This is a genomic window from Mesorhizobium sp. M0659, assembly GCF_040320605.1.
Classification (GTDB): domain Bacteria; phylum Pseudomonadota; class Alphaproteobacteria; order Rhizobiales; family Rhizobiaceae; genus Mesorhizobium.
Map to the genome: position 1 here is coordinate 316,847 of NZ_JAMYPY010000003.1, position 12,347 is coordinate 329,193.

General features: G+C 63.9%; 12 protein-coding genes and 1 tRNA gene. 7 read left to right on the forward strand and 6 right to left on the reverse strand.

Going from position 1 to position 12,347, the window contains the following annotated elements; genetic code table 11:
• Positions 1-15: 15 nt before the first annotated feature.
• The 5 genes from NKI31_RS06975 to NKI31_RS06995 all read left to right on the forward strand — a co-directional run bounded on the left by NKI31_RS06975 (position 16) and on the right by NKI31_RS06995 (position 3,977).
• A complete protein-coding gene (locus NKI31_RS06975; protein WP_023670666.1) occupies positions 16-168 on the forward strand; it encodes a hypothetical protein in 153 nt (50 codons plus the stop codon).
• A gap of 20 nt (positions 169-188) precedes the next feature.
• Positions 189-1,100 (forward strand): site-specific tyrosine recombinase XerD, encoded by a 912-nt coding sequence (locus tag NKI31_RS06980; RefSeq protein ID WP_352650956.1) that lies wholly within the window; start codon positions 189-191, stop codon positions 1,098-1,100.
• A gap of 88 nt (positions 1,101-1,188) precedes the next feature.
• A complete protein-coding gene (locus tag NKI31_RS06985; RefSeq protein WP_023685389.1) occupies positions 1,189-2,139 on the forward strand; it encodes an acetyl-CoA carboxylase carboxyltransferase subunit alpha in 951 nt (316 codons plus the stop codon).
• Positions 2,140-2,372: 233 nt separating this feature from the next.
• Complete coding sequence (locus tag NKI31_RS06990; protein WP_023714988.1) at positions 2,373-3,668, forward strand: L,D-transpeptidase family protein; 1,296 nt, start codon at positions 2,373-2,375, stop codon at positions 3,666-3,668.
• 60 nt (positions 3,669-3,728) lie between these two features.
• Positions 3,729-3,977 carry a sulfurtransferase TusA family protein gene (locus tag NKI31_RS06995; RefSeq protein ID WP_027050749.1) on the forward strand — a complete coding sequence of 83 codons (249 nt, stop codon included), beginning with the start codon at positions 3,729-3,731 and terminating at the stop codon, positions 3,975-3,977.
• A 12-nt stretch (positions 3,978-3,989) separates the two neighbouring features.
• Here the strand turns inward: NKI31_RS06995 and NKI31_RS07000 are convergent, their stop codons facing one another.
• Positions 3,990-5,093, reverse strand: coding sequence for a CobW family GTP-binding protein (locus NKI31_RS07000; protein ID WP_352650958.1), 1,104 nt, complete (start codon positions 5,091-5,093; stop codon positions 3,990-3,992).
• A gap of 3 nt (positions 5,094-5,096) precedes the next feature.
• Positions 5,097-6,275: a D-alanyl-D-alanine carboxypeptidase family protein gene (locus tag NKI31_RS07005; protein ID WP_352651055.1), complete on the reverse strand. Its 1,179-nt coding sequence runs from the start codon at positions 6,273-6,275 to the stop codon at positions 5,097-5,099.
• Between the two features lie 233 nt (positions 6,276-6,508).
• Between NKI31_RS07005 and NKI31_RS07010 the strand changes: the two genes are divergently transcribed.
• Positions 6,509-7,672, forward strand: coding sequence for a M20 aminoacylase family protein (locus NKI31_RS07010; RefSeq protein WP_023742908.1), 1,164 nt, complete (start codon positions 6,509-6,511; stop codon positions 7,670-7,672).
• Positions 7,673-7,779: 107 nt separating this feature from the next.
• Positions 7,780-7,856 (forward strand) — tRNA-Arg (locus tag NKI31_RS07015).
• A gap of 10 nt (positions 7,857-7,866) precedes the next feature.
• Here NKI31_RS07015 and NKI31_RS07020 read toward each other — a convergent pair.
• The 4 genes from NKI31_RS07020 to NKI31_RS07035 all read right to left on the reverse strand — a co-directional run bounded on the left by NKI31_RS07020 (position 7,867) and on the right by NKI31_RS07035 (position 12,227).
• Positions 7,867-8,853 (reverse strand): methyltransferase, encoded by a 987-nt coding sequence (locus NKI31_RS07020; protein WP_352650960.1) that lies wholly within the window; start codon positions 8,851-8,853, stop codon positions 7,867-7,869.
• A 237-nt stretch (positions 8,854-9,090) separates the two neighbouring features.
• Positions 9,091-10,482 (reverse strand): chromate efflux transporter, encoded by a 1,392-nt coding sequence (gene chrA, locus NKI31_RS07025; protein ID WP_352650962.1) that lies wholly within the window; start codon positions 10,480-10,482, stop codon positions 9,091-9,093.
• Positions 10,479-11,297 (reverse strand): chromate resistance protein ChrB domain-containing protein, encoded by an 819-nt coding sequence (locus NKI31_RS07030; RefSeq protein WP_023737426.1) that lies wholly within the window; start codon positions 11,295-11,297, stop codon positions 10,479-10,481. The genes chrA and NKI31_RS07030 overlap by 4 nt, the downstream gene beginning before the upstream one ends.
• A 141-nt stretch (positions 11,298-11,438) precedes the next feature.
• Complete coding sequence (locus tag NKI31_RS07035; RefSeq protein WP_023714996.1) at positions 11,439-12,227, reverse strand: 3-hydroxybutyrate dehydrogenase; 789 nt, start codon at positions 12,225-12,227, stop codon at positions 11,439-11,441.
• Positions 12,228-12,347: the final 120 nt, after the last annotated feature.

Genomic DNA, 12,347 nt, shown 5'->3' on the forward strand with positions numbered 1-12,347 from the left:
GACGGGCGAAGATTGATGCCGACGCTGTTCCGCTTTGTCGTGACGATGATGATTCTTGCCGGCATTGCCTATGGCACGATGGTGGCGTTGGCGATGTTCGTCGAGCCGAAAAAGGCGGAAATCACCGTGCGCATCCCACCGGAAAAGCTGAACCCCAAGAAAAACTGACCCAAACTGACCCCTGGAACATGAACAGCGCGGCCCGCATCGAAGCCTTTCTCGAGATGATGAGCGCCGAACGCGGTGCCGCTGAAAACACGCTGTCTTCCTACCGCCGGGATCTCGAAGACGCTTCGCAGCAGATTGCCGGCGGGCTTGCCGCCGCCGCCGCAGCCGACATCCGCGCCTATCTCGACGACATCGCAGCGCGCGGCTTTGCGTCGACGTCGCAGGCGCGCAAACTGTCGGCGATCCGCCAGTTCTTCAAGTTTCTCTACGCCGAGGGCTTGCGCGGCGACGACCCGACCGGCACGCTGGACAGTCCGAAAAAGGGCCGGCCGCTGCCCAAGACGATGAGCGAGGCCGATACCGGTCGGCTGCTCGACCGTGCGGCGCTTGAGACAGGCGATGGCGTCAATGGCGACCGGGTGGCGGCACTGCGCCTGCACGCTTTGGTCGAGGTGCTCTATGCCACCGGCCTGCGCGTCTCCGAACTTGTCGGCCTGCCGGTGACCGTCGCCCAGCGCGACGACCGCTTCTTCATGGTGCGCGGCAAGGGCGACAAGGAGCGCATGGTGCCGCTGTCGGCCAAGGCCCGCATGGCGATGCGGGCATGGCTCACGGCCCGGGCGTCGGTGCCGGCTTTCGCCGACAGCCCGTTTCTGTTCCCGGCCGCCGGCGACAGCGGCTTTCTCTCCCGGCAGGTCTTTGCCCGCGATCTCAAAGGCCTTGCCGCGCGGGCCGGCATATCGGCGGCGAAAATTTCGCCGCATGTGCTGCGCCATGCTTTCGCCAGCCATCTCCTGCAGAACGGCGCCGATCTCAGGGCGGTGCAGCAGCTGCTCGGCCACGCCGATATCTCGACCACGCAGATTTACACGCATGTGCTGGAAGAGCGGTTGGTGCGGCTGGTCAACGATCATCATCCGCTTGCCGACTAGGCCTCATATCGCTATGTGAGGGCAACGTGTCCGCGCGGAGCCTACATCTGCGCGATGTTTGCCTTCCGACGCATCGGTCCGCTCAAGAATGTACAATTACCTCGATTTCGAAAAGCCGGTGCAGGACCTTGAACTCAAGATCCTCGAGCTGAAGAAGCTTGCCGAGAATGGCGAGGCGGTCGACGTCGGCGACGAAATCAGCCGGCTCGAGAAGCGCGTGCGCGACGCGCTGCGCGACATCTACAAGGCGCTGACGCCGTGGCAGAAGGTGCAGGTCGCGCGCCACACCGACAGGCCGCATTGCCTCGACTACATCAAGGGCCTGTTCAGCGATTTCACGCCGCTCGCCGGCGACCGCAATTTCGGCGAGGACCAGGCGATCATCGGCGGCTTCGCTCGCTTCCGCGGCGAACCGGTGGCCGTCATCGGCCAGGAAAAGGGCTCCGACACGGCGAGCCGGCTCAAGCACAATTTCGGCTCAGTGCGTCCTGAAGGCTACCGCAAGGCCGTCCGGCTGATGGAACTTGCCGACCGTTTCCAGATTCCACTTCTGACGCTGGTCGACACCGCCGGCGCTTATCCCGGCGTTGGCGCCGAGGAACGCGGTCAGGCTGAAGCCATCGCCCGCTCAACCTCGGCCTGCCTCGGCCTCAAAGTGCCATCGATTTCGGTCGTCATCGGCGAAGGCGGTTCGGGCGGCGCCATTGCGATCGCCACCGCCAACCGCGTCTACATGCTGGAACACGCCATCTATTCGGTGATCTCGCCGGAAGGCGCTGCCTCGATCCTGTGGCGCGACACCACGCGCTCGAAGGATGCGGCGACCAACATGAAGATCACCGCCCAGGACCTTCTGGAAATGAAGATCATCGACGCCATCATTGCCGAGCCGCTCGGCGGCGCCCAGCGCGCGCCCGAAACGGTGATCGCCGCCACCGGCGACCTCATCGCCAAGACGATGAAGGATTTTGCCGGCGCCAACACCGATTTTCGCGAACAGCGCCGCGAAAAATATCTGGCGATGGGCCGCAGCCTCTGATTTTGGCCGGCAGCGCACCGCAATGTGGCGTCAAGGAGCAATTTCGCCACAAAAATGCCGCCGCATTCGGCTCAATAAAAATCCGTGACACCGGGCGAATTGCCGTGGGGGGCGCCGTCCGACGCTTGCGGTAAGGAATTTTCAAGGTTAACGGGCTTAGGGTCCGTCAGTGTTCAGCATGCAGGCCCGGGCGCTATCCGGCCGTGCCGCGAGAAAAAGACATAGCCGTATCCATGTTTACCAAGCTTGCCCGCACTGGACTTCTGATCGCCGCGCTTGGCGTTGCCGGCTGCAACGATTCCTCGATGAAGAATTTTGCGCCGGAAGCCAGCAAGCCGCTGCCGGACAAGATCCTGGCCGACATGAAGGCCAAGGGCATGATCCGCACCTCGTCGGTGATGGCTCGCATCTTCAAGGAAGAAGGCAAGCTCGAAATCTGGAAGGCCAAGACCACCGGCCGCTACGAGATGGTCGCCAGCTACGACATCTGCAAATGGTCGGGCAAGCTCGGCCCGAAATACACCGAGGGCGACCGCCAGGCGCCGGAAGGTTTCTATACGGTCCGCCCGTCGCAGATGAATCCGCGCTCGAACTATCACCTGTCCTTCAACATCGGCTATCCCAACGCCTATGACCGTGCCAATGGCCGCACCGGCGCCAATCTGATGGTGCATGGCGCCTGCTCGTCGTCGGGCTGTTATTCGATGACGGACCCGCAGATCGAGCAGATCTACGCTTTTGGTCGCGATGCCTTCCAGGGCGGCCAGACCGAGTTCCAGATCCAGGCGTTCCCATTCCGCATGACCGCCGCCAACATGGCGCGCTACCGCAACGACCCGAACTATGAGTTCTGGAAGATGCTGAAGGTCGGTTACGACAATTTCGAGATCACCAAGGTGCCGCCGAAGGTCGATGTCTGCGACAAGCGCTATGTCTTCAACCAGGTGGCGCCTGAGGGCACGACATTCGATCCGACTGGCGCCTGCCCCGCGACCACGCAGCCGGATTCGCTGAAGAGCGCACTCAACGCCTATCAAAGCAGCTATGACGCGGCCTTCACCGGCGCGGTCAAGGCCAGTGTTCCGGCGCCCAAGCCGACCATTGCCGGCATCAAGGAAGCCGCCATCGTTTCCGAATGGTCGAAGCGCCGCGCCCGGGGCGAGCGCGTGCCGATCGAACCGCCGTCGCTGAATTCCGACGGCACGCTGACCGAGACGGCGCGCATGGGCCGCATCGATTCGCCCGCCGGCCGCAAGATGGCGGCGCTGGACGCAGAGAAGGAAGCCAAGCGCAAGGCCGAGGAACAGCGGGTTGCTGCCATCGAGGCTGCGAAAGCCGCCAAGGCCCAGGCACTGGCTGAAAAGCAAGCCGCAAAGGCCCAAGCGCTGGCCGAAAAGGAAGCAGCCAAGCAGGCCCCCCAGCAGCCGGTCGCCACTGCGAGCGTCGAGGCGGCGCCTGCAGAACCGCCGGCGGACGAAAGCCGGATGTCGAAGATCAAGAACAAGCTGCTAGGCATGTTCGGCGGCTGAGGTTTTTCGCCTTGCCGATGCATGTCGCCCAAAAGTGCGCAGCGGTTTTGGGACAAAGACATGCATGAAGACAAACAAACAAATCACACCGCGATCTATGACCTCAAGGGCCTGAACTGCCCCCTGCCCGTTCTCAAGGCGAAAAAACGCCTGGCGGCAATGCAGCCGGGCAGCCGGCTTTGGCTGGAGACCACCGACCCGCTGGCGGTCATCGACATCCCCGCCTTTTGCGCCGACGCTGGCCACCAGCTTGTTGAAACATCAGCCGTCAGCGGCGGCCACCGCTTCCTGGTCGAACGCGGCGCATAGCGAGCCTGACAATCAGCCCCCGGCTATCGCCAGCGGATTGCTCTCCAGCGCCGCGCGATCCGGCGTGTCGATCGACGGCCGGTTGGTGAAGGCGGAAAACAGCCGGCGCACATAATCTTCCGGCATATCGAGCGTGATCAGCACCAGCCTGGTGCCGCGTTGGCCGTCCGGCCAGGCCAGCAGCCGCGCCGGCGGATGCAGGATCTTCTGCACCCCGTGGACGACAAGCGGCCGCGACGGGTCCTCCGCAAGCTCGATGACGCCCTTCATCCGCAAAAGCTTGTCGCCATGCGCAGAACGCAGCAGGTCGAGGAACATCTCGATCGCCGAAAACGGCACCGGGCCGTCATGGACCAGCGAGTAGGAGCGCACGCGGGAATCGTGGCGGTGGTGGTGCTCATGCTCGCCGTGGTCATGATCATGATGATGGTGGTGCCCATGGGCGGCTTCTTCGCCGAGCCAGCGCCGGACATCGGCGGATTTGGTCGCCGGATTGTAGAGGCCGCAATCGAACAGCGCCGTGACGCCGGTTCGGCCGTCGCCGGCGTCCAGCACCACGGCGCCTGGATTGAGCTGATGGAGTCGCGTTCGCAAAGCATCGACGTCGCGGGGATCGCTGGCCAGATCGACCTTGGTCAGCACGATGCGATCGGCGACCGCCACCTGCTTGACCGCCTCGACATGGCCGTCGAGCGTCGCATTGCCGTTGACCGCGTCGACCAGCGTGATGACGCCATCAAGTCGGAAGGCCTGCACAAGGGCGGGATGCGCCATGATCGACTGCAGCACCGGCGCCGGATCGGCGAGCCCGGTGGTTTCGACAACGACGCGGGCAAGGCGGGCGATACGGCCGGTCTGCAGCCGGTCGACGAGGTCAGCCAGCGTATCGACCAGTTCGCCGCGCACCGTGCAGCACAGACAGCCGTCGGACAACTGGATGATGCCGTCCGAGGCCTGCTCGACCAGCAGGTGGTCGATCGCCACCTCACCGAATTCGTTGATGATGACGGCCGTGTCGACCAGTGCCGGATCTTTGAGCAGCCGGTTGAGCAATGTCGTCTTGCCGGCGCCGAGGAAGCCGGTGACCACCGTGACGGGTATCGGAAAGCCAGCCATCGCCTAGTTCGCGGCTTTGACCAGCTGCTCGCCCTGCACCGCGGTTGCCTGGCCCACCACGGCCGGTTCGGCGCCCTTTGGCGCCGGAATGTCTGGCCGCCAGCTCGGCAGCGGCACATCGGCGTATTCCTGGCCGCCCTGGTCGAGCATCGCCTTCGGCGCCGGCCCGGTGGCGCCGCCGAGGCCCACGGCAACCAGCGTCGGCACGTGGTCGAGCTTTTCCTGATAGGGCGATTTCGGCACGTCGGCACCCTTCGCGGCCACCGGCGGAGCCGCCTCGGACTGCTCGTGCGGCGCCTTCTTCCTGCAGATCTCATCATGCATGTCGTTGGGTGACATTGTATCGCCATAGGAAGGCATGGCCGCGACCGTGAGCCAGTTCGGGTCGGGCGTGGCAAAGCCCTGGTCGAGCAGCCTGGCGGCGGTCTCGGCACGGCTGATCGCCGATTTTTCGCCGAGCACGACCGCGACCAGCGTGCGGCCATTGCGTGTCGCCGAGCCGATCATGTTGAAGCCCGAGGGACAGACGAACCCGGTTTTCATGCCGTCGGCGCCGGGATAGCGCCCGATCAAGAGATTGTAGTTGGAGATCGCCTTCTTGCCGACGGCAAGGCCTTCGATCGAGAACCAGGGGGCGTATTGCGGGAATTCCTTGCGGATCGCCATCACCAGCAGGGCAAGATCGCGCGCCGTCGTATACTGCTCCGGCGAAAACAGTCCGTTCGGATTGACGAAATGCGTTCCGGTCATGCCGAGCCGCGCCGCCTCCGCATTCATGCGCACGGCGAATCCGACCTGCGAGCCGCCTATGTTTTCGCCGATGGCCATGGCGATATCGTTGGCCGATTTGACCAGCATCATCTTCAACGCATTGTCGAGCCGCATCACCGAGCCCGGCTTGAAGCCCATCTTGCTCGGCGGTTCGCCCGCCGAATGCTTGGTCACCTTGATCGGTGAATCGAGCTGGACCTCGCCGGCGGCAATCGCCCGGAAGGTGACATAGGCGGTCATCAGCTTGCTCAGCGAAGCGGGATACCAGCGCTTGAAGGCGTCCTGGTGCTGCAGAACCTTGCCGCTGTTGAGGTCGAACAGGATCACCGGATTGGCCAAAGCTGGCCCAGCCAGCATGGGTAGCGCCAAGCCGCCCGTTAGCAGTAATTTGAGGATATGGCTGTGCCGCATCATGGAATCCGAAATCGCCTCTTGCCGTAGTCGCCCCTGGCTCCGTAAGATTTCGTTACGCGATGGCCAGCATGACCTGATCCGGCCCTCAATCTCCGGATCACATTGTCTGGGGTGCTATTTGCCCTATGTGACGCCAAGATGGCAAAGTGCCAAGATGGCAACAAGCATGGCAATCACAATTGCAATCAAGCAGGCCAGATCGTCTGCTCCAACAGCGAGATGGAACCATTATGCCGATTCTCAACCGCGCCGCCGAGATGCAGGATGAAGTTGCCGGCTGGCGACGCCATCTGCACCAAACGCCAGAACTGAATTTCGATGTCTTCAAGACCGCCGCCTTCGTCACCGAGAAGCTGAAGGAATTCGGCTGCGACGACGTGGTGACGGGCCTCGGCAAGACCGGCGTCGTCGGCATCATCCATGGCCGCAAGGGGCAAGGCGCGACCATCGGCTTGCGCGCCGACATGGACGCGCTGCCGATCAACGAGATCACCGGGAAGCCCTATGCCTCGACCGTGCCTGGCAAAATGCACGCCTGCGGCCATGACGGCCATACGGCGATGCTTTTGGGCGCCGCCAAATATCTGACCGAAACGCGCAATTTCGCCGGTTCGGTCGCGGTTATCTTCCAGCCGGCCGAAGAGGGCGGCGGCGGCGGCAACGAGATGGTCAAGGACGGCATGATGGAGCGTTTCGACATTTCGCGCGTCTTTGGCATGCACAACATGCCGGGCCTGCCGGTCGGCCAGTTCGCCATCCGGCCGGGTCCGATCATGGCGGCGACCGCCGAGTTCACCATCACCGTGAAGGGCCGCGGCGGCCATGCGGCGATGCCGCACGGCACGATCGACCCGATCGTCATCACCAGCCAGCTGGTCGGCGCCCTGCAGACGGTCGCTTCGCGCAGCACCGATCCGGTCGAGGCGGTGGTGGTTTCGGTGACGAAATTCCACGCCGGCGACGCCTATAACGTCATTCCCGAGACCGCCGAGATCGCCGGCACGGTGCGCACGCTGAAGAAAGAGATCGCCAAGAAATCGGAAGAGCGCATCCGCACCATCTGCGAAGGAATAGCCACCGCCTTCGGCGCGACGATCACCGTCGACTATGACGCCAACTATCCCGTGACCTTCAACAATCCGGAAGAAACGGTCTTTGCCGGCGATGTCGCGGCAAATGTCGCCGGCGACACCCAGGTCCACCGCGCCATCCAGCCGGTGATGGGCGGCGAAGACTTCTCCTACATGCTGGAAGCCCGCCCTGGCGCCTTCATCTTCATCGGCAATGGCGAGACCGCCGGCCTCCACCATCCGGCCTACGACTTCAACGACGAAGTCATCCCGCACGGCATGAGCTACTGGGTAAAACTGGCCGAAACGGCGCTCGCAGCCTGACATATGCCGCCGAAAGGCCGGCCGAATTGCCTTCGGCCGGCCTCTTCATTGCCTTCGGCGAGCCCTCTTGGCGAAACGATCGGAAGCGGCTATGTGTCGGGCCGCGTGGTCCCGTAGCTCAGTAGGATAGAGCGGCAGATTCCTAATCTGTAGGTCACAGGTTCGATTCCTGTCGGGATCACCAGCAGCCACGATCAGTCCGTGAGGCGCCCACGAAACAACGTGGTGCCATCGGTCAGCTGCGACCTGGAGATATCCCGGAACCCAGCTTCGGCCATCCACCCGCGATACTGACCTTCCGTGTACGATTCGCCTGCGCGGTAAAGGTTCAGGAAGGTGAGATTGAGAAACACACCCTCAGGCGGGCCGAGACGGTCGTCATCGACGACACCCCACCCCGCAATTGCGATCTCGCCTCCTTGGGTGAGGCAACGCGCCGCGTTCAGGATCGAACTGCGCGCCTGGTCCGGCGGCAGGACCTGGACGACGGCCTTCAGGATCGCCAAGTCATGCCGGCCGGTCGATGGCGCGACCGTTATGTCGCCTTCTTCGACAACCACATCGCCGGCACCGTATTCCGACAGGATCGCTGGTGCGACCGCCGCGACCGTCGGGAGTTCCATCAAAGTCGCCGCAATATGCGGCCATCGCTCGCGAAGACCGACCAGAATGGTCCCGGCGCCGCCGCCGATGTCGATCACCGAACGGACCGCCGAGAGGTCCAGCTCGCGGGCGAGATTTCGGCCGAAAATCACCCCTCCCGGTGCGAGCATGCGGCTGAAGGCCGCTGCGGATTCTGGCCCCGCTTCGGAAAAGTCGTGCAGCGCGGCCGGCCGGTTCTGCCGCAGCGACTCTGCGGTCAAAAGGTCGGCTCCCCAGAGTTCGCGCAGCAGCACATGATCGCCGCCGCGATAGGTCGGCTTGGACTCGTCGAGAAACTCCGACGCTTCGGCTCCGTTGCGAAACTGACCATCCTCGACGTCGAGGAGACCGATGCTGGCGAGCGCGTAGAGGAGCCGCGACAGACGAGCGGGCTCGACTTTGAGCGCTGCCCCAAGGCTGTCGGCAGTCGCAGCATCGCCGCCGACCCGGGTGAAGATGCCAAGGTCCAGCCCGGCACGAAGCGCCAAGGCAGGGGGCACCCCTGCGATCAGCTTGTCGATCCGATCGGAATCCACCATGTCATATCCCGTTGTGCGGTCCAGGATCGACTTTGAACAGCTCGGCCAACCTCGTCAAATCAGTTCACCAGCGCGCCGCTCTCCGCGTCGAGCAGGTTCAGCTTGGCGGTATCGGGTTCGACGTAAAGCGTATCTCCGGGGCTGGCGCTGATCCTACCAGCGCCCGCGACCGTTGTGCGCCGCCCCGGCATACCTCAAAAATCCGGCTGTGATAATGGCTGGCCGCGCCTTCGAACGCTACGCAGGCAAGGCCAGCAGCGCCAGTCCGGCCAGCGCCGAGCCGGCCAATGTCGGCAGCATGCCGATCCTCAGTTTCAGCATGGCGACCATGGCGGCTGCCGCCAGCAACGCGGCACGCCAGTCCAGCGACGACAGCACCGGCACCTCCGTGCCCAGGCCAACGCGGTGCACCGCGCCGAAGACGACATGCAGTGCGAACCACAGCGCAAGGTTCATCACCACGCCGACGACAGCCGCTGTGATCGCACTCAGCGCCGCCGACAGTGCCTTGTTGCCGCGCAGCGCCTCGATGTAGGGGGCACCGAGAAAGATCCAGAAGAAGCACGGCACGAACGTCACCCAGAGCGTCAGCAATGCGCCGAGCGATCCGGCGACAAGCGGTCCCATCGCACCGGCGTGCCGGTAGGCGGCGACGAAGCCGACGAATTGCAGCACCAGGATCAATGGTCCCGGCGTCGTCTCGGCCAGGCCAAGCCCATCGACCATTTCACCCGGCGCCAGCCAGCCGAACGACGTCACGGCTGCCTGCGCGACATAGGAGAGCGCGGCGTAGGCGCCGCCGAATGTGACCACCGCCATCAGGCTGAAGAAGCCGCCAAGCTGTGCCCAAACACTGGCAGGGCCGGTCAGCGCCAGGATCAGTACGACCGGCCCGAGCCAGATCGGCAGCCAGATCGCGATGGTGCGCGGCGCGTGCCATTTCGTCGGCTTGGTGTGAGCGAGTTCGCCGCGTTCGAACATGACGTCGACGGCACCCCTGACATCGGGCAAATTGTCCTTGCCGCGTGCGGCTCCGGAAAAACGCGCCGGTGCCAGGCGGTTGCCGATCCAGCCGGTCAGCCCTGCAACCAGGATGATCAGCGGAAACGGCAGCCGGATGACATAGATGGCAAGGAACGCGGCCACCGCGATCGCCACCATCACCCGGTTCTTGAGCGCCCGTTTGCCGATGCGGAGGACCGCCTCGACGACGACGGCCAGCACCGCCGCCTTGATGCCGAAAAACAGCGCCTCGATGACAGGCGCATCATTGTAGAGCACGTAGAAGATGCTGAGGCCCAGCATGACAAACGCACCGGGCAGCACGAACAGGATGCCGGCAACGAGGCCGCCGGCGGTCCGGTGCAGCAGCCAGCCGATATAGATGGCGAGCTGCTGTGCCTCGGGGCCAGGCAGAAGCATGCAGTAGTTGAGCGCATGCAGGAACCGCTGCTCGCCGATCCAGCGGCGATCCTCGACCAATTCCTTGTGCATCAGCGCGATCTGTCCGGCCGGCCCGCCGAAGGAGAGCAGGCCGACCCTTGCCCACAGTTTCGCGGCTTGGCGGAAGGTCGGGACGATCGGAGCCTCGGTAGCCCGTGCATCGTCGTCCGCGGCGAGGGCGCTCATGGCGCTTTGCCCGCGCTGGGCCAATTGTGGGTTTCGTCAGTGGCATCGCGGCACCATCTGAAGAACGCATCGTAGAGCAGCATGCCGGCATCAAGCTGTTCGAGATCGTCGCGGAACATGCGCGACAGCCCGAGCGATGCAGCGAGAAACCCGGCCGCCTGCGGTACGAGATCGAGGCGCGCCGTATCGGCTGCACGCACGATCAGCGCAAGGCGATCGAGCGCTTCGGACTGCAACCCGAACTCTTCGATCATCGTGTCGAAGGTGCAGCGCTCGCCGCGATGGCTCCAGAACACGTCGTCGATGTCGAACGCAACCGCCCCAAACCGATCGGCGGCCGCCAGCACTTCAGACGGCTCGACAAACAGGAACACCGCCGAGGGATCGACGAAGCGGCGGATCAGCCAGGGACAGGCGATGCGGTCGACCTTGGGGCGGGCACGCGTCACCCAGACCGTGCGGCCCTTGTCGTCGCGGGGCGGTATCTTGTCGGCCTTGACCAGAACCCCCTTGGCCGCCTGCCACGCCTCGAAGCCGCCTTCAAGGGATTCGGCAGCAATGCCCTCATGGCGCAGCCATGCGGCAACGCCTTGCGAAAGCTTCAGCCCCTTCTGGCAGATGACGACAGCATGAGCCCCCGTTAATTCGGCCGCCCAGTTCGAAACAGACTTGAAGTCGCGCCGGCACGAGGCCGGAAGCAGGCGCGGATCGGCGTCGTAGTCTTCGTCGATGCGGACATCGACAAGAACAGGCGCGTCGGACAGACCGACAAGGCGGGAAAGCTGCGCTACGGTGATTGCGGTTGTTGACGGCATGGCGTCCACCTCCAGCGTGAGAGTTTGGACGCGATCATTGGGCTGACGCCTCACGGGGTCGTCGCGAAGGAACCCCTTGCCACAATGCTGGATTGATCCTTCGCCTTTGTCAAGGAAAGAGCGGCGCCGGGGGGACCGCGCCTACTGCGCCGTCCAGCCGCCATCCATCGGCAAGGTGGTGCCGGTGATCTGTCTGGCTGCGTCAGAGCACAGGAACAGAGTCAGCGCGGCGAGCTCCTCGACGGTGACGAATTGCTTCGTCGGCTGCGCTGCCAGCAGCACGTCGTGCTTGACCTGTTCCTCGGTCATGCCGCGCGCCTTCATCGTGTCGGGGATCTGTTTTTCGACCAGTGGCGTCCAGACATAGCCGGGCGCGATGGCGTTGACGGTGATGCCGTCCTGCGCGACTTCCAGCGCTACCGTCTTGGTCAGACCCGCTATGCCGTGCTTGGCCGAGACGTAAGCCGACTTGAACGGCGAGGCGACCAGTGCATGCGCCGACGCGGTGTTGATGATGCGGCCCCATTTGCGCGCCTTCATGCCGGGCACCACGGCCTTGATCGCGTAAAAGGCGGCAAGCAGATTGATGCGGATGATGGCTTCCCACTTGTCGTCGGGAAACTCCTCGATTGGCGCGACATGCTGTATCCCGGCATTGTTGACCAGAATGTCGAGGCTGCCCAAGGCCTGCTCGGCTTCGCGCACCATGGCGGTCACCGCTGCGCCGTCCATCATGTTGGCGCCGGAGTAGCGGCACTGGACGCCGAAATCCTTCTCGATGCCGGCGCGCTCCTGTTCGATCGCCGCGGCTTCGCCAAGGCCGTTGATCGTGACGTTGGCGCCCTCGGCGGCAAGGGCGCGGGCAATGGCCAGGCCAATGCCGCTGGTCGATCCGGTGACGAGCGCATTCTTCGAAGAAAGGGAACCCATGGAGATCTCGCGACTGTTAGGAGGACTACAAAGGCACATAGTTTGTGCGCCGCAACATGACAATGCCATAACCATATGTCGGCGCCATCACAGCCCTAAAACGCGCTTTGCCGGCCTCGC